Annotated in this window: 8 protein-coding genes and 1 riboswitch; of the genes, 1 reads left to right on the forward strand and 7 read right to left on the reverse strand. The window is 33.5% G+C overall.

The window, feature by feature from the left end:
* Positions 1-155: 155 nt before the first annotated feature.
* The 4 genes from JK636_RS10415 to JK636_RS10430 all read right to left on the reverse strand — a co-directional run bounded on the left by JK636_RS10415 (position 156) and on the right by JK636_RS10430 (position 14,090).
* Positions 156-8,801 (reverse strand): glycoside hydrolase family 94 protein, encoded by an 8,646-nt coding sequence (locus JK636_RS10415; protein ID WP_202748858.1) that lies wholly within the window; start codon positions 8,799-8,801, stop codon positions 156-158.
* A gap of 163 nt (positions 8,802-8,964) precedes the next feature.
* Positions 8,965-10,263, reverse strand: a complete 1,299-nt coding sequence (lysA, locus tag JK636_RS10420) for a diaminopimelate decarboxylase (RefSeq protein WP_202748859.1) — start codon at positions 10,261-10,263, stop codon at positions 8,965-8,967.
* 829 nt (positions 10,264-11,092) lie between these two features.
* Positions 11,093-12,292 carry an aspartate kinase gene (locus JK636_RS10425; protein ID WP_202748860.1) on the reverse strand — a complete coding sequence of 400 codons (1,200 nt, stop codon included), beginning with the start codon at positions 12,290-12,292 and terminating at the stop codon, positions 11,093-11,095.
* A gap of 114 nt (positions 12,293-12,406) precedes the next feature.
* A riboswitch (Lysine riboswitch) is annotated at positions 12,407-12,579 on the reverse strand.
* Between the two features lie 209 nt (positions 12,580-12,788).
* Positions 12,789-14,090 carry a M18 family aminopeptidase gene (locus tag JK636_RS10430; RefSeq protein WP_202748861.1) on the reverse strand — a complete coding sequence of 434 codons (1,302 nt, stop codon included), beginning with the start codon at positions 14,088-14,090 and terminating at the stop codon, positions 12,789-12,791.
* Between the two features lie 211 nt (positions 14,091-14,301).
* Between JK636_RS10430 and JK636_RS10435 the strand changes: the two genes are divergently transcribed.
* Positions 14,302-15,486, forward strand: coding sequence for a cation diffusion facilitator family transporter (locus tag JK636_RS10435; RefSeq protein ID WP_202748863.1), 1,185 nt, complete (start codon positions 14,302-14,304; stop codon positions 15,484-15,486).
* Between the two features lie 93 nt (positions 15,487-15,579).
* Here JK636_RS10435 and JK636_RS10440 read toward each other — a convergent pair whose 3' ends face one another.
* Genes JK636_RS10440 through JK636_RS10450 form a run of 3 tightly spaced genes read right to left on the reverse strand, consistent with a single transcriptional unit; the run spans position 15,580 to position 19,973 of the window.
* Positions 15,580-17,037 (reverse strand): transposase, encoded by a 1,458-nt coding sequence (locus JK636_RS10440; protein ID WP_202748865.1) that lies wholly within the window; start codon positions 17,035-17,037, stop codon positions 15,580-15,582.
* A 45-nt stretch (positions 17,038-17,082) separates the two neighbouring features.
* Positions 17,083-18,255 (reverse strand): SpoIIE family protein phosphatase, encoded by a 1,173-nt coding sequence (locus tag JK636_RS10445; protein WP_202748867.1) that lies wholly within the window; start codon positions 18,253-18,255, stop codon positions 17,083-17,085.
* Positions 18,252-19,973 carry a [Fe-Fe] hydrogenase large subunit C-terminal domain-containing protein gene (locus JK636_RS10450; RefSeq protein ID WP_202748875.1) on the reverse strand — a complete coding sequence of 574 codons (1,722 nt, stop codon included), beginning with the start codon at positions 19,971-19,973 and terminating at the stop codon, positions 18,252-18,254. The genes JK636_RS10445 and JK636_RS10450 overlap by 4 nt, the downstream gene beginning before the upstream one ends.
* Between the last annotated feature and the right edge of the window lie 91 nt (positions 19,974-20,064).

Raw genomic sequence — 20,064 nt, forward strand, 5'->3', positions numbered from 1 at the left:
TCCATCCATTTATTTAACTACATTTATATTTAATGCAGTTATTTAAAAATATGACCAAGTATTTACTACTAAATTATACCACCATATAAGAAAAGAGACAGTTTAAAACCGTCTCTTTTTTATAATTTTACAAAAATTTAATTTTTAACTAAGCCTTAAATTATAACTTCAACAACATGCTCTCCAGATTCCAGGTAAGGTACTATATTAGCTTCTAAAGGCTTTCCATCAAGGTAAATCTTATTGCCCTCTCCTCTTTTTACTTCAATATTATATATACAATTATCTTTTTTATAGTATATTTGATACTCATTCCATTCCTTAGGAACTGCTGGTTCAATAGTAAAGCCTTTCCCACTAACCTGCTTGAGGCCTAATATACCTTCAATTCCAACTCTATACATCCATCCTGAAGCTCCGGTGTACCAGCTCCAGCCTCCTCTTCCTTCATGGCCTTCAGTAGTATAAACATCCGCCGTCATTACATAAGGTTCTACCTTATATCTTTCTGCTTCCAGATGAGACTTTGCATGATTAATAGGATTTATCATGTGGTAGCTTCGCCAAGCCTTGTGTCCATAGCCAAGCTTTGCCATAGCAAGAGCTACCCAGGTTGCAGCATGAGTATACTGACCTCCATTTTCTCTTACTCCTGCAATATATCCTTTTATATAACCAGGCTCAAGTGTAGAATTATTAAAAGCAGGTGTTAGCAGAAGCACCATTCCTTTATCTTCTTTAATTAAATGCCTTTCAAGTGCTTCCATAGCCTCTTCAATACGAGATCTTTTTCCTGCACCGGATATTACAGCCCATGATTGAGATAAGGAGTCAATTTGACATTCGTCATTTTCATAGGAGCCTAAAGGCGTACCATCATCAAAGTACGCTCTCCTGTACCATCCGCCGTCCCAAGCATGTTTTTCAAGATTTTCTCTTATAAATTCTTGCATATCTTTGTATTTTTCTGCTCTCTTTTCATCTTTTTTGTGTAAGCATATATCTTTAAAGTTATCTAATATGCTATACAAAAACCATCCTAGCCATATGCTTTCTCCTCTGCCCCTATTTCCTACAGTACTCATTCCATCGTTCCAGTCTCCGCTTCCCATAAGAGGTATATTGTGACTTCCAAACCTTAATGATATCTCTATAGCCTTTATGCAGTGCTCATAAATAGTTCCTGTTTCACTGGAGGCAGGAGTGATTTTATATCTTTCGTCCTCTCCTTCTTTTAAAGGTTCATCTATAAGATAAGAAGAAGTTTCATCAAGTATGCTGTAGTCTCCGGTATTTTTAATATAATCAATAGTTACATAAGGCAGCCACAAAAGATCATCTGAAAAACGGGTTCTTATTCCGCTGTTAACTACAGGATGCCACCAATGCTGTACATCTCCTTCAATAAATTGTCTTGAAGCACTATGAATTATATGCTCTCTAATAAAATTTGGTTCTAAGTATCCAATAGCCATTACATCTTGAAGCTGATCTCTAAAACCTATTGCACCACCTGATTGATAAAAGGCAGTCCTGGACCAATATCTGCATGATAAAGTCTGATACATAAGCCAGCCATTAAGCATAATATCCATAGTTTTGTCCGGTGTTTTAACCTGTACTCTATGAAGTAAATCCTTCCAGAAGTTCTTTACTTCAATTAGCTTTTCTTCTACTCTTTCAAGATTGCTAAAGCTTTCTGTAATTGTCTCAATATACTCAAAATTATCCTTTTGCCCAAGCATTACTATAATATTAGCTTCTTCCCCTGCCTTTATAGTAACTTTAGTACTGCATACCATGCATGGATCATATCCTGAACCTATATTATTTGAAAATTCTTCGTATTTTAAAGCTTCAGGAGACTCTATCCTTCCTCCTCTTCCTAAAAATTCTTTTCTATCGCCTGTGAAGGAAGTTTCATCACCGCCTGAAAGCTTTAAATAAGCAAAATCTTTTCCAAAGTGTTCACTGTAAGGATTTTGAGCATAAATAAATTTATTATTCTTATCTATATAAGTTGATATATACTGAGCAGTCTGTTGCGGATAAACTCCGAGTACAAGCTGTGCATAATAAGTTATGGAAAGCTTTCTTTCTTTTTCAGTGTTATTTTTAAGCTTAATAATGCCCAGTTTAACACTTTCGTCAATTGGAACAAAGTAAGTTGCTTCTCCTGTTATTCCATAAGCTGTATGTTTAAAATTAGAATAACCAAAGCCATGCTCAACTAAATACTGGCCTTCATCTCTAATAGGCTTAGGTGTAATACTCCAAAGCTTTCCTGTTGTTTCATCCCTTAAATATAAAGCCTCTGAGGTTGGATCAGTCACCGGATCATTAGACCATGGAGTAATCTTATTTTCTCTGCTGTTTTTATACCATGTATAACTGTTTCCGCTTTCTGATACATGAAATCCAAATTCTCTATTAGAAATTACATTTATCCACGGAGCAGGCGTATTTATATAATCCTTTAATATTATTGTATACCTATCCTTTTCGGTATCAAAACCTCCATAACCGTTAAAATACTCTAAATGAGAATGTGAGAAATTAACCTGTGCAGAGGTATAATTTTCTTCTGTATTTTGAAGCGGTTTTAAATTACTTTCAGCCGATTCTTCTTCTTTAATCTGCTGTACTAAGCTTCCTCTATCTCCATCAATTACAAGTCTCGCTATAGAAGTTACAAACTCAACATCTTCTACTGCCATAGTTCCTTTACTGTGAAGAAATACTCCTCCAGGCTTATTTTGCTTATCCCTCACATGGCTTGATGAAATCAAATCTCTGATAGAATCTTGAAGCGGCTGAGTGTACAGCGTGTTCTGGAGATTAATTATTACAAAATCTACTTTAAGCCCCTTAATGTTTAAGTATTCGTGAGCCTTAAGCAATTGTCTTACTAAATCCAAATCTTTTTCGCCTCTTATTATTAGTAAAAGTATGGGCAGGTCTCCTGAAATCCCATAAGACCATAAAGCTGGCTGAGACTTTTTTATACTTTTAATTAGTTCCTCTCTCTTTCTAAGACTTGAATTTAAAAACAATATTTTAGAAGACATATGCTGATATAAATTTGCCTGTGCAGATTTTATATTCAGATACTTCATTTCAACTTGAGTTTGGGTCCAAGCAATCTCAAATACTCTGTTTACATTGCTCATCTCACTATATTTTCTAGCTGTTTCTATAGCCTCTTCTTTTGAATCAGTTACTGCTGTTATGAAAGCTATTTTAATCGTTTCTCCTGATTTTATTTTTATCCTTCGTCTTATACTTATAATTGGATCTAGAACTGCTCCCACAGTATTTTTAAGAGGTGCATCGTTTTCCATTACAAGAGGATTTGATGTGTCTCTCCCTCTTCCAAGAAAATTCGCTCTGCTTGTTTCATACTGCAAGCTTCCAATTGTCTCCCCACCCAATACTGCAGTAGTTTGAACTAAATGAGGCTTCTTCTGTCCTTTTGCTCTTGGTCTTCTATTTGCAATAATGCAGCCAGGATTATCTATAAATTCTGTTTTAATAAACAAATTACTGAAAGCTGGATGAACAATATCAGCATTATAAGGTGCCAGAGTGACTTCGCAGTAGCTTGTTATTTCAACGATTCGTTCATGCTCACTGCGATTTGTAATAGATATCCTTCTTACTTCTGCATTATCCTCATGCGATACAGCTACTTCTGTATTTGTTGTTAAGTTTCCATCTTTTCTTCTAAATTCAGCTTTATCAAGAGAAAAAACAGTCTTATAATCCTCTCCTTCTGATTTACACGGCTCATAAGCAGCACTCCAGTACTCATTTGAATTTAAATTTTTAATATAAAAAAACATGCCTGTATTGTCTAAGGTAACGTCCTCTTTCCACCTGTATACAGTCATATCTTCAAGCTTCCCATAGCCGCTGCCGCTGTTTGTTATCATAACTGAATAACTTCCGTTGGATAGCAAATGTGCTTCTGGAATTTCTGTTTTAGCTGTATCGAAGCTCCTGGATGCCATGTTTTGTTTTTCACTTGATAGATCAATAACTTCAAACTTTTGCTCTCTATCGTATACAACTCTTTTGGGTACTCTTTCCTGAAGCAGTAGTTCCGTAGCCTTAACAATAGGTATTCTATGAAATCTTTCCTGTAAAATATTTTTATTTAGTGCATTGTTTAAAGCCATAAAACTCATTCCTTCATGGTGAACCATGAAACATTTTATAACAGCCTTCTTTTTCCCTTTGGAAAGTCTTTCCTTTGTATAATCTACAGCTTCATAAAAACCATATTTTCCTTCCATACCTTCATCTATTAATCTATTGATGTTATTTAAAGCACCCTCTCTGTCAATCTGCAGCGTCATGACAGTAGAATAAGGAGATATAACAAGTTCATTTGAAAGACCTCTTTTGAGTCCTATACCAGGAACACCAAAGGCTTTATACTGGTAATTTAAAGCTGGGTCAAAAGTATTATATGCTGATTCAGAAATTCCCCATGGTACATTTCTGTCTCTTGCATATCTCTTTTGACCGTCAATTACAGCTCTGTAAGTTTCATCGAGCAAAGTATCGGGATAATTTTTCATAATTAACAGCGGCATAAAGTACTCAAACATAGTTCCGCTCCAAGAAACTAATCCCTTGCTTTTACCCATTAAGGTCATTGCTCTGCTTAACCTAAACCAGTGTTTTTGCTCAACATCACCTTTTGCTATAGCAATAAAGCTTGCTTGTCGTGATTCCGAAGCCAGCAGGTCATAATGAGAATTTCCAAGACTGTCTTTTTCTATATCATAACCAATAGCAAAAAGCTGGCGTTTTTTATCATAAAGCATTGAAAAATCTGTAGAATGAGCCATAGCATCAAGTCTGTTTCTTAAATTATCTATCTTATTTAGAATTTTATCTATCTCAGTCTTACTATTATTAATAAGCATAGAAATCTGTTCAAGCCATTCAGTTTCAGTTTTTTCCTTGCTGCTTCTATTAAGATTAAGTTCTATTTCCCGGAAAATCTTATCTAACTCTTTATTAAATTCCTTAATATTTATGCTGTTTGTTATCATATTAAGCTTTTCTGCCAAGCTTTTCATATTATCCGGACTTTCAATAATAATATCAGACCATGGCAAAAGCTTCTGAAGTTCTCCTAAATACTTTGTAACAGAATGTTTGGCTTTAGAAATCCAATACAACCCCTGCATTCCTTTAATCTTTTCCACTTCAATTAACTTGCCCCAAACATCCATAAGAATTCTTTTAAAGGCTGCTGCATTTACGTCAGATGCCTTAATATCCTTTATAGTATTTGAAAAAAACTCTTTAATGTCAGCAGAATCTTCTATTTCTTCATTACATAGCTCAAGAATATCACAAAGTCCAATAAATTTTTCTCTATTTATAAGAGGATTATTAATATACTCATTCAACCCTTCTGAAGTAAGCATTAAGTATCCCACTAAATTACCGCTGTCAACTGTTGAAATATATCTTGGGTACAGCGGCTCTTTTGTAATAGTGTCATACCAATTATAAAAATGGCCTTTATATCTTGTCAGATTCTCCATACTTGTTAGTATCTTATCTACTCTTTCTGCGGCTTCAAGTATACCAATATATCCAAGATCAAAGGCTGATAAAGCAGATGTAAAGCTCATTCCCATATTAGTAGGGGAGGTCCTGTGAGCTGCACCATTGGGCGGATCCTCCTGATAGTTATCTGGTGCCAGATAGTTATTTTCTTCGTTAACAAAATCGTCAAAATACGCCCAGGTTTTTCTGCTTAACCTTCTAAGTATATTTTGCTGCTCAGAATTTAATTCAGAAGCTCTATGTTTTATATCTTTGCTTATATAGTAGGCTAATATCGGACTAACTCCCCAAATAAAGCAGGAAGGCAGCATTAAAAGCCCACTGTTTAGAGAATTATTAAAAGCTAACATTAATATCAATAGAGCAATAATACTTGCTGGCCACATGGTTAATATAAAGTTCTTCAGCTTCTTTCCAAGCCCAGCCTCTACATCTGCTGCTGTCTGCCATTCCAAAAGATGCTTTTTACTTATACTTAATCTGTAAATTGTTCTAAAAACTGCATCAACCATCAAGTAAGCTTGATAAGGGAGAAAACAAAATATCAAAAACAACTGTTCAATTGCAAGCTTTGCATTTCCTATTCTACCTGACAAGCTTATTCCCTTAATAGGAGATACTACAGCTTCAGACACATCAAAAAGTATCGGGCAAACTATAGCAAGTAAAGCAATAATTATCCATTCATCACTGCGCGGGAGTATCCAAAAGGACAAACTTATCAATATTATAAGTGACGGTGCTAGTAAGCTTCTTCTTAAATTATCAAAAATCTTCCACCTTGAGATTAAATTTAAAATGGACTTTTTAGTAATCCATTTAATTATCTGCCAATCTCCTCTTACCCATCTGTGGAGCCTCATAGAACTTGAATTATAGTAAGCAGGGTAGCCATCTATAAGTTCAACATCTGTTACTAAAGCGGTTCTTACATATGAGCCCTCCAGTAAGTCATGACTTAGAACTGTATTTTCTGGTATTTCATCCTTAAGCATATAATTAAATGTATCTACATCATAGATGCCCTTGCCTGTGAAGATACCTTCACAGAACAAATCCTGATAAACATCAGATACTGCAGTAGTATACATATCAATACCAGTCTCACCTGAAAAAATCTTAGAAAACATAGTTTTATTTGCAGCTATACTTCCTACACTTACTCTTGGCTGCATTAATCCATATCCTCTAAGCACTCGCTTATTTTTATAGTCTATCCTAGGTCTATTAAGTACATGCCCCATTGCTCCTACAAGCTTTTTAGCGATATCTCTTGGCAATTCAGTATCCGCATCTAAAGTTATTACAAACTTTACATTTTTAAGTGTTTTTATATCTCCGCTGATTATATTGTAGCTGGTACTTTTATCTCCTCTTAAAAGGAAATTAAACTCCATAAGCTTTCCGCGTTTTCTCTCCCAGCCAAGCCATAGACCTTCCTTCTCATTGTATTGCCTGTATCTGTTTAAAAAAAAGAAAATATCTTTATTATCTTTTGAATACTTTTCATTTAGGGCTTTTATATCCGAGAGTGCTGCCTCTACTATTTTATTGTCATTTTCTTCATGCTCTGACTTGCTGTCTTTAAAGTCTCCTAAAAGAGCATAGTAAAGATTCTTTTCTTGGTTAGCTAAGTAATATACCTCAATATCGCTAATTAAATCATGTGCCCGTTCTTCATTATTAATTATCGTAGGAATAACTACAACAGTACTGTATTCTTCTGGTATACCTTCTCTATATTCCATCTTAGGTATAAACCTTGGAGCAGATAAATGATTAATACTCCAGTTAAATATAGATATAACAATTTCGCTGCAAGGTATTAATACAGCTAAAAAACAAATAAAATATATAGTTCCTGATATATTATTGTTTTCTAACCTCACAATACTTAGAACTAGTATGCATAATAATACTGTGATTAATATTATTGTACCTATGTAAAAAATATCATTTTTATTCTTTGTAATTTTTTTTGTACTTCCATGTCCTATTTCTCTGTAGTTGAGGGCAGACTTTAAGTTTTTTACGCCTTCATCTATTAAGTAAAAGCCTATGTGTTTTTCATAATCTATATCTGAAGAACAATTTTCAGCACACTCTAATGCCTTTTTTGCAACAATAGCCTCTTCTATATTAATGCGCTTTGCAAGCTTTTCTATCTTATGCCTGTAATAATCTCTTGATTCAAAATCCATAGCCTCATATATCTTTTCTGGATCTTGTCTTAAAATTCTTTCTACATAGCTTAATTTTTCAAAAGCTTCTCTCCAGTTAAGAGCTCCCATCTGTCTTATGCTTGTTATAGAATTTCCTATTGAAATCTGAAAAGCTGTTTGTTTTTGATGTTCATCAGCTATCATTTTCTCAGCAGTTGTCTGCTGAAATTCTAATTTTTCTTCAATCCAACTGTAAGCTTTCTGATTATCAACGCCATTATCTCTTAAAACTTTTAAAAGCCTTTCCACAAAATGTACATTAAGTCTTTCGCTTATTTGAAGTAATTCTTTTACTTTTTCATCAAGTAAATCATCATTTTCCTCATTAAGAATTTTTTCTGCTATTGCATCTGCCCGTTTCTTTTCCTCTTGTGCAAACATAATACTGCAGGCTATCTTGCTTATATTTTGAATTAATGCAATTCTAATCATAATAGGCAGTGCCCATAGCTCTCCCATAGTAAGCATTGTATTGCTTTGATAAGCATTTAAAAAAGTTTCAACACTATCTTCCTCAACTCTACCATCTGTATGTGATACAAGCTCTACAGCTAAATGATAAATCCTTGGATAACCTTTTAATATTCCTTTTTTTATAACAGGAAGACCTTTATAGTAGGAGACTGGCATGTTATGCTTTATATCCTTATATTCCTTTTCAATCAAATATAGGTTATCAAGCATCCATTCTGCTGCTGGAGCCACTTCTCTTTTACTTTTTGCTTCTTTATCTATGTACTCATAAGTCTTTAATATTTCATCATAACTTCTATCTAAACTTTTCATTAATTTTCTTCTGCAGTCTGACTTTCTTGTAATCTTTGAGTAATATTGAGAAATTTCGTAAGCATGTTTTTCAAGTTCTTCTTTATTCACGCTTATCGTTGGAACATCCTCCATTAAATTATGTTCATCGTCATTCCTGTTATTTAAAAGCCTATAAATAATTAAGGCTAAAATAATTAAGGCTGCTGTGTATATATAGAACATTCCATCCTCTCCTTATCTTTTATAGCATAATTTAGTATGCCCGAGAGGAATAAATATTATTAATATTGAATGTATAATCAAACAAAAAAATCCCTCACGGGATTTTTCAGTAGCAGACTAAAAATAGTATAATATTAAATTATTCTTTATTATTTTTATATTCTTACATGGATATCTCATTAGCTATAACTTCCTCATAGCTTTGTCTTTTGCAGATTAGTTTAGATTTTCCTTCACTTACAAACACCACTGCTGCTTTTGGAATCTTATTATAGTTGCTGGACATTGAGTATCCATATGCACCAGTGGACAGCACTGCCAAAATATCACCGCTCTCTACTCTGGGAATCTGAACATCACTTAAAAGTATATCTCCAGATTCGCAGCATTTTCCTGATATTGTAACAGTTTCCTTACTAATATCTTCTACTCTATTAGCAATAACGCATTCATACTCGGCCTTATAGAGTGCAGGTCTTATATTATCAGTCATACCGCCATCCACCGACACATATTTTCTTACCTCAGGAATTTCTTTTATGGATCCTACAGTATAAAGTGTAGTTCCCGCTTTCCCTATAATAGATCTTCCAGGCTCAATTGTTAAACTTGGCAATTTGATGCCTAATTCTTCAGAAGTCTTATCAGCTTTATTTATTATCGCTCTGCAAAATTCTTCTATACTTCTTGGGTTATCACCTTTTCTATAGTGTATTCCAAAACCGCCGCCTAAATCTAATTCTTTTATTTCATAGTCTAATTCTTCATTAATACTTGCAATTAAGCTCATCATAACTTCTATGGCATCTTCATAAGGAGTTATATCAAAAATTTGAGAACCAATATGACAGTGAAGTCCGATTAATTCTATATTAGGCAGCTCAATAGCTTTTTTTACAGCATCCAATGTGTTATTGTTCAAAATTGTAAAGCCAAATTTTGAATCTATCTGCCCTGTTCTAATGTAATCATGAGTATGTGCTTCAATTCCTGGAGTTATTCTTAATAGTATTTGCTGAGTTTTATTATATAGAGCTGCTATTTCATTAATCTTTTCTATTTCATAAAAATTATCTACTACAAATTTTCCTACTCCACTTCTTATTCCCATATCTATTTCTTCGATAGTTTTATTGTTTCCGTGGAAATAAACTTTATCTAGCGGGAATCCGCTCTTAATAGCTGTATACAATTCACCACCTGACACAACATCCAGGCATAACCCCTCAGCTTTTATAAGCTGGCACATAGCTAGTGTCAAAAATGCCTTTCCTGCATAAGCAACTCTGTTATTTCTCTCCTGAAGCTTAAAGGCCTTAAAATATCTTCTGCACTTTTCCCTTACAAAAGCTTCATCTATTACATAAAGCGGAGTAGAATATTCATTCGCTAGATCTACAGTGTTAACACCACCTATGTAAAGATTATTGTCTCTTACCTCGGTTGTTCCAAAAAACTCCATAATACACCTCCTAATAAAATTGCAACCTAAAATAGCCGCAGGCTTTTCTTTAAAGTCCGCATGGCTTTGCGTTGAAAATAATATATAATCTTAGTGAGTACTTTGCGACTGTTCTAAGGTTCGTGAAGTCATAAAACCAAGAACATCAGCAAAGTACTCAATTAATCTTATATATTATTTTCTACACTGCCCTACATACTTTTATGCAAGCCTATAACAATTTTGTTGTTCGCTAGTTAATCAGTTTAAATATTCGGCTTTGTTAAAAGCAAGTAATGATCATTTTATGATTCGTATATTTATATATACGCCTATAAAAATATTTAAATATTTACTGCAATCATGCTGGTTTGCAGTAAATTTGCTTTCTATAATATCAAAGAACATGCTCATATAAACACTGCTATTAAACAGTGTCAAATATTAATAGTTTTAATTATAGAAGCAATCGTCGAGTAAGTCGTATAAATATATAATTATAATTGCGTATAAGATGCATAGGATGGATGTAAAGACCGAGAGCAGGTGTAGAAAATAATAATTTTAATTTGATTGATAACTTTGCCATGTTCTTGGTGAAGCAATGCTGAAAAGTTTAGAGCCTCTCCTCTGAGCAAGCTAAAAGTATCTTAAGTTTAGTGAAGTTTTTTTAAAGCCTGTGGTTATTAAAGTAATAAGAAGTCAAAGCAAATTTATAGAGGCTCTTAACTTTTCGGCATTGCAAGCCTTAGAACATACTCAAAGTTATCATAAAGTAAAATATTATTTTCTGCACTAGGCTCTAAGATCTTTACACCACAGCCTACGGAAATTTTATTTCGCAATTTACTTATAGTTTAAATTCTTCAGCTATCAAATTAATAGCCTTAAGCTTATCTGCCTGTCTTATTGCACAGGTGATTCTTATCTCTGAAGTAGTTATCATTTTAACTAAGATGTTATTGCCGCTGAAAAGCTTAAACATCTTTGCTGCAACTCCAGAAGTTGTCTTCATTCCTATTCCTACTATTGAAAATTTGGTTATATCTTCATCTATGTTTATGCTGTTTTTGTCAGCATAATTCTTTACAATACCAAGACATTCCTTTAAATCTTCCTTAGGTATTGTAAAAGATATATTTACTTTTTCATCTACTGGAGAAGTCTGACTTATCATATCTATGTTTATTCTTCTGCTTGCCAGTGCTTCAAAAAGATTTGAAAGCACATTAATATCGTTTGATATATTTTGAATTGTTACTGCTATGTCCTCATCACTGGTAGCCAGACCTGTTACTGGCTTGCTTTCCATATTCACATTTGTTACCTCCCTTATAACTGTCCCTTTTATATCACTATTGCTTAACCCAACATATATTGGTATTCCGTATTTCTGACCAAGCTCTACAGATCTGGAGTGCATAACCTGAGCACCTAAACTTGCAAGTTCCAGCATTTCCTCATAATCAATTTCACTAAGCTTTTTAGCCTTTACATATTTTCTTGGATCTACGCTGTATATTCCATCTACATCAGTATATATCTCACATATCCCCTTTAGCTTAACTGCAATTGCTACGGCTGTTGTGTCTGAGCCTCCTCTTCCAAGCGTAGTTATATCACCCTCTTCATTTATACCTTGAAAGCCGGCGGCAATTACAATTTTACCTTCATCAATACTTTCTTTAATCTTACTTTCATCAATATCATCAATAAGAGACTTTCCATACTGTCCACTTGTTCTAATGCCAATTTGATATGCAGTATAGCTTACTGCATCATGTCCTAAATCCTTCAGCGCCATAGCCAGTAGTGAAGATGAGATCATTTCCCCTGTAGAAAGAAGTGCGTCCAGCTCCCTTTTGTCAGGATTTCCTGTTACTTGCTTTGCTAAATCTATCAAATCATCTGTAGTGTCTCCCATAGCAGAAACTACAACCACTAAGCTGTCTCCATTCATTTTTCTTTTTATTATACTTTGTGCTACCATCTTTATTTTTTCAACTGTTCCGACGGAGCTTCCTCCATATTTTTGAACAACAATTGCCATAATTATGCCCCCTTTTCAGTAGTAATATATTTTCATAAATAAAAAAACAGCAAAAAGCAAATGCAGCAAAGGAACACCTTTGCTGCATTAATATACAATCTTACTGCAACTTGTGAACCTTGTAGCTCTCCACCAAATCTTTGATGACAACCTTACATATATTCTATGCAAAGCCAGGAAAAATACTTGCAAAATATTTTTTCCTTCGGCTGCAACTCCTTTCATCATAAATCACAGCGTGCCCGCTTCTTATGACTACTCTTAGTTACAGCACCTCTACCCTAGGCGCCTATTAAATTTAAAATTAACAATAAAGAATGAAGAATTATTCACTCTTGTCTTATAATCTATCACAACACGTTATAATTTACAATAGTAAAATCTTTTTTTATGAGTCTATCTCAAAATAACTAAACCTAGCGTGGTATTTGAATGCGTAGAAACATTTGAGCACGCAGTAGGTTTAAGCTGTTTTTAGACAGCCCCGCATTCTTCATTAGATTCTATAAAACTCCTCAAAGGACTTCAGTACATAATTATGATCCTTAACTCCTCCAAGCTCTCTAACTGAATGCATTGCAAGTATTGGAGTACCCATATCTACTGAACGAATTGCAAGATGGGTTGAAGAAATAGGTCCTATAGTTGAGCCTCCTGGAGCATCTGAACGATTAACAAATCTTTGTACCGGCACTCCTGCTTTTTCACAAATTTGTTCGTAAACAGCAGCCGAATTACTGTCTGTAGTATAGCTTTGATTTGCCGCAAGCTTTATAACCGGTCCTTTATTTATTACCGGCCTATTAACTGGATCTGCCTTGTCTCCACTGTTTGGATGTACTGCATGAGCTAAGTCAGCTGATATCATAAAGCTTCTTGAAATTGCTCTAAAGAAATCTTCTCTGTCTCCGCCTGATGCTAATACTATTCTTTCTAATAAATTTGAAAGGAGCTCAGAATCTGCACCTTGTTTTGTTGAGCTTCCTACCTCTTCATTATCGAAGCAAGCCATCACATTAGTAGCTTCTGAAACACCGCCATTAATTAAAGCTTTTATTCCTGCATGAACCATAGATAAGTCATCAAGTCTTGAACTTGATATAAACTCATCATTTAATCCAATTATTTTTCCTTTTTCAAATTCATATAAGAACAAATCAAAATCAAGTATATCTTTTGGTTCTACTTTAATTTCAGCAGCTACTGCATTTAAAAGATAATTTCCCTTCTCCATTTCTTCATTTACAAGCGAAATCACTGGAAGCATATCTTTTTGTCTATTCAGCTCTACACCTTTGTTAACTTCTCTATTCATATGTATAGCTAAATTAGGTATTATAAGAATTGGCTTATTTATATTTACAAATTTAGTTTCTGGATATAAAGGACTTTCTCCCTCTAATGTTACTCTTCCAGCCACTCCTAAAGGCCTGTCAAGCCAAGTATTTAAGATTGGTCCTCCATACACTTCTGTATTTAATTTTACATAAGTGTTTTCAGAAGTCATTTCTGGATTTGGCTTAATTCTGAAGCTTGGTGAATCGGTGTGTGCTCCGATAAGTTTAAAACCTTTTTCTGATAGGTTTCCATTTCCTAAAACAAAAGCGAATACCGCTGAATCATTCTTGGTAACAAAGTACTTTCCACCTTTCTCAAGCTTCCATTTATCCTCTTGCTTAAGCTCAGTAAATCCCTCTTTAATAAGTATGTTCTTTACATTTAATGCCGCATGAAAAGCAGATGGGCTTTCATATATAAAGTCTATAAGTTCCTGCGCTAGTATTAATTCTTCTGACATGTATTTATAGTCCCCTTTCTATATACATAATGTATTTATTTAAAGCTAATTATAATTAAAGACATTAATTAAAGACATTAATTAAAGTATATCAAATACCTACATATATTTTCCACTTTTTTATAAAAATAGTTAACACTTTGCTGCTATATGATATATCTATAGCACTATTCTTTAAATTATATACTAATGATAAGTGAGGTAAATATCAATGCTGTCTAAATTTTTAGTTTCACGATTTATTAGAAATTACAAAGATACAAAAGAAGAAAATGTAAGAATTAAATATGGTTTTCTGGCAGGAACAATTGGCATAATCGCTAACTTCCTGCTCTTTGCAGTAAAACTCTCAGTTGGCCTTGTAACACATAGCATAGCTATAACTGCAGACGCCTTTAATAATTTATCGGACACTGCTTCATCAATCATTACTATAGTTGGGTTTAAGCTTGCAAATAAGCCTGCTGACGAAGAGCATCCCTTTGGACATGGAAGAATTGAGTATTTATCAGCTCTGGCAGTTTCATTCATCATTATGCTTGTAGGTTTTCAATTTGTAAAAGAATCCTTTGATAGGATTTTTAATCCAGCTGAAATTAATTTTTCATTTGTACCCTTTGTACTAATCGTTATATCTGTAATGATTAAGTTTTGGCTAAGCCGTTTTAATAAATTTATAGCTAATTCTATAGACTCAGGAGCTTTAAAAGCTTCTTCTTTTGATGCATTAGCTGATGTAATTATTTCTAGTGTAACTGCTTTATCTCTTTTGCTGTCCAAGTGGATATCCTTTCCTTTAGACAGCTATTTAGGTATTTTAGTAGCTTTGTTCATATTATATTCAGGCTTCTCTCTTACAAAAGAAACTCTAAATCCACTGCTTGGAGAAGCTCCTGATCAGACTCTTGTAGAAAATATTAAATCAGGTATTCTAAGCTATGAGTATATCAGCGGTGTTCATGATCTAGTTATACACAACTATGGCCCTGGCAGATGTATGGCTTCTATTCATGCCGAAGTTCCCTGTGATATTTCTATAGTTAAAATACATGAAGTAATTGATAAAGCAGAGAAAGAGCTTTCGAATAAATTAAAAATTTTTTTAGTTATTCATATGGATCCAATAAATACTAACAGTATTGAGGTTAATAAGGCCAGACATGAACTAGAGAAAGTCTTAAAAAGTTTTCCCTTGGTAAAATCCATTCATGACTTTAGAGTTGTTGGTGATGGTTTATATAAAAATCTCGTATTTGATTTAGTTGTTGAACATACAAAAGGTTTTAAGTCTGAGGATGAGGAAAGGTTAAAGAAAGAAATAGACAAAGAATTGAAAAGTATACACCCAAGTTATAACTCTATGATAACCATAGACAAGGATTTTACAGTATTATAGATAGCTGCCTTTAATGCAATGCATTCCTGCTCTGCAGGTTTTAGCCTATACTAGATGCTAGGCAGGGTGCGGCAGCTAAAACACCCAATTTATTTAATTATCTTCTACTAACTTTAAAGTACTTTTGTCAGCTTCTAATCTTTTAATTAAACTTAATTTCTTTTTATAATTCTCATTTTCTTTTTCTAAATTTACATTTTCATAAAAATTAGTAATTATTCTATCAATTTCGCCCATAAATTCTTTCTGGCAGTCAAAAGGATTAGTCGGATAATAATTTAACCCTATATCTTCATTTACAAAAACTATTCCCTTATTTGTTTTTTTAACTATTATTAATATCTTTTCACTGCTATAGTGAATCAGCTTTCTTGCCAAATTTATACTCCCTGCTTTTTCTACTTCTGTAGTTTTACCGCAAGAAGTGCATAATAATATTTTATTTGAAAATCTGTTTGATTTAGAATTGTGATTACAATACGGACAAGTACTAAAAATCCTTACTGCACTAACTCTTATAGGGGACTTCATACCATTAGCTTTTAATTTATTAGAAATTATATCATGCAAGCTATTATAATTACTGCAATTCATTATTGGTATATATTGCCTTCCCTGCTTATCTTTATATGATAAATTATCTCCTTTATCAGTAAGCTTCTCTACAATAACCTGGCATCTATTCCTGCCTGCTATGTTTACCAGACTGTTAGCAATAATATTTAGTTTATCCTTACTAAAAGCTGATGCTGATTCATAACCTTCTAAGAGTATATTTCCTCTGTTATCAACTACTGCATAATTTATTGTTTTATCCATTCCTCTGCTGATACCCATATAATTTATTGGAGGAGGGGCTTCCTCAACATTTCTTACTATATTTATAGCTAAATAATATTCCTTGTTTCTTTTTATAAGCCTGGCTGTTTTTAATATATCGGGAGTATTTATAGCTTCTTTAAGATATTCTTCCTGCCACTTTCCAAAGGCTAGTGGAACTATTATAAAGCTTCTTTTCTTATCATTTTCAATGTAAGGTTCTTTATCCTCAGCTATATAATCAAGCTTTCTATCATAATTTCCCATAGCTTTTTTTCTTTTTTCATTTTTAACATTCATTAAATACAGCTTTGCATAATATTTATTATTTTCTGCATCATAGAGCAGAGAGTAATTTCGATTTTTAGAATATCTGCAAAAGTAAATAGGTCTTTCTTTAAAATTCATTTGAATTCCATCAATGCTTTTTGCAGTTTTGTTATTTAGTAATCCTGCTAAAACCGCAGAAAAATCCAGCTTTATTGAGTCCTTGAAAGGTTCAGCACTGAACCTATTAAGCTTCTTTAAGGTTTCTTTATCTATCCATTTTACAATATCCCTTGTCTTGTAATATCCTGTAGAAGATTTATAGTTTTCCTTTATCATATCAATTTCAGTATAAGCTTTATTCATCAAATAAGCATAAGCCCTAGAATAGTTCTCTAAGGCTTCATCAATTACATTCCTTTTATTAGAACTTGGCTTATATAGCTTGAGCTCTATAGTTTTCATAGATATTCCCATAATGTATCACCGCTTCTATCAGCATAAAATTATCTAGAAATATTCAACAAATACTTTTTTACCTAATTGCTTCAGATGATTTTCCATATCATTTACCAGCTTCAGCTTCATTCCTAGGTTTATAGGAAAATCAGGATTTTGGTGAGCAGGATTTATTGCTCTTCCTACTAAAAAATTAACTTCAGTGCTCTCTTCTAGCAAAAGCTTAGCAAGTTTTGATGCTCCATCTTCTTTATTTAAACCTGAAAAGTCCTGCAAAAGATTGTCTGGGTTTAAATATTTTTTAGCATGCTCTAAAGCCTTATACATAGTCAAAACACCTTCTGTAGTTAAATCTATTCCTTCAATTCTTGCTGTAGGCGGTATTGAAGGATCAATATAATTAAAGCTAGTAATAATCTCTCTACCTGTTACCTTACTTACAATTTGGGCTGTAGTACCGCCGCAAATAATCTTTTTTCCCTTTTGATTTATAAATTTATCAACTACATAGCTGTCCAAGTTTTTATCTAAAGGAGGTCCGATTAAAACATTTACCGGCTGAGCATTTCTTACCTTTACAGCTACAACTGTTGTATCGTCTCCAGCCTTTCCTGCATATAAACTATCGCAGGCAGAAAGCAGCGTATTGGAAATACTTTTTACGGACATGTCTTTTTTATAAATTCTTTCCGCATATTCTTTAACATTTTCCCACTGCCACCCTAAATTAAGGCATTCACCAACTCCGGCATGTATTGCTCCATCAGTTATCAGAATAATTACGTCCTCTGGGCCCATCATAAATCTGCTTTCCTTAATGAGCTTACCTTCAATTTCTCTTTCTTGCTTATCTGTTGGTACAAACTTACCTCTTTTTAGTTTTATAGCAGAAGGATTATCAAATTCTACTAAATATGCTTCTCCATTTTCATATATCTGAAGTATCGAAAAGGTTGAATAGGCTAAGTCTCTGACTTTACATACAGGAAGCGTAGATGCGATAGTTTCAACAGCTTCTTCTATAGTTGATCCCATAGAAAGCATAGTACCAATTATCTTACTTGTAAGCGTAGACAATATATTTGCCTTTACTCCGCTTCCTAGTCCATCCGCAAGTACTATAATCACAGAATTATCGCTTCTTAGTACTTCAACCTTATCTCCACATAGCTCTTCTTTGTACTTATTTATGCTTGCATAATCTACATCTACAAATAAGCTCATATTTCTTCACCCATTTCAACCTGCATTGATTTTTTAAGTTTTGTTAGGGCTACTTTGGTCTCAGCAGTAGTTTCACCTAAAAGACTCGCAATTTCTTGAGCTACTCTCATCTGCTTATCTATAACCTTCTGAGCTATTTCTATAGTTTCACTTCTTACCTTATTAAGCTTTTGATTTTGCTTTTCATCTTTAGTTATATCCTTCATTACTATCATCAGCATATGATTTTCTTTCAAATACAATATAGACTGTTCTACCACCACGTTATATTTTAAATAAGTATATTTACTATTTAAAATATTTTGTTTAGTATCATTAACAGTTAGTATATCCAGACAGTCTAAAATATCAAATATACTCCTATTTTGAAGCTCCTCACATTCTAAATTGAAAAGTCTTCGAGCAGCCATATTTGCTTCTTGAACAGTAAGTTCTTCAGTAACTGCAAAAATAGCATTTGGAGTAGAATTTATTATAACGTTAGAAATAGATTCCGCTCTTTCTCTCATGTATGGTACACACATATGAAGCTCAGCCTTCTTATTATAAACAGCTACAGCCTTGTCTCTGCAAGTCATATATCCGCAGGCCCCGCAGTTTAATTCCTGCTCCTTTGTGTATTTTCCTATTTTACTTAAAATATCCTCTATAATCTTGTCCTCTGGAACAATATAAGAGTTCGATTTATTTTTAAAAGCTTTAGTTAAGCTTATCTCTCTATCATACTCCATAATAGTATTATGACTTAAAGAAGATTTATGAGCATATTCTAAAAGTCTTTCTCTCATTATTAAATATCCGGGATTTTCAGAGTTCATGCAGGTACCGCCCAAGCATGCCCCTCTGCAGCTATTCATTTCAATAAAATAATCCTTAACTTTATCATTTCTTAACTGTTCTAAAACCTCTATACATCTATCTAATCCATCAAATTTCATAAGCTTATAATTGTGTTTCTTTGGACTCCCAAGAGACTTTATTATCCCTCCAGGAGTTGGATAATACCTTGCATTAAAATTAAATTCTATATTTTTAAGCTCTGCCTCTTCCGTGCTGTCGAATGATAAATTTTCATCCTTCATCCATTGTTCTAATTCCTCAAAAGTTATAACTGCATCCAAAACATCTTCCTCAAGCTCCTTACATTCTTGCTTTTTAGAAAGACACGGACCAATAAATACAACTTTAATTCTAGAGCCATAGAGCTCTTTAAGCATTTTGCCATGAGCAACCATTGGGGAAACTACTGGCGCCATTTGCTCAATCAACTCTGGATAATGTTTTTCTATCAAGGATACAATTGTAGGGCAGGCTGTTGTAATTATATTTTTCATTTGCTTCTTTTCTAATAGCTTTTGATATTCTGCTGATACTGCCGAAGCACCAACAGCTGTTTCTTCTATATAAGTAAATCCAAGTTTTTTAAATACAGAATATGCTTGTCTTAAATCCTGCAAGTTAAAGGCTGCCATAAAAGAAGGTGCGATACTAGCATATATTTTAAGCTTTTTATCTGCAAAACCTTTTACCTTTTCCACATCATTTTTAACACTTTTTGCATTTTGAGGGCATACCTGCAGGCATTTTCCGCAAAATACACATTCCTCTTCAATGACCTGTGCATGATCATTTTTTAAAGATATAGCTTTGACTGGGCAGCTTCTAACGCATTTATAACAATTTTTGCAATTAACCTCTTTAAATTGTATTGTACTCATACAGAACTCCACCTTCCCTAGGCTTACTTCTTACAATACAATAATAAAACATATACATAACTTCGTCAAACATTTGTCAAACATTTCTGAT

The sequence above is a fragment of the Clostridium rhizosphaerae genome, assembly GCF_016765585.1.
Lineage (GTDB): Bacteria > Bacillota > Clostridia > Clostridiales > Clostridiaceae > Clostridium_AT > Clostridium_AT rhizosphaerae.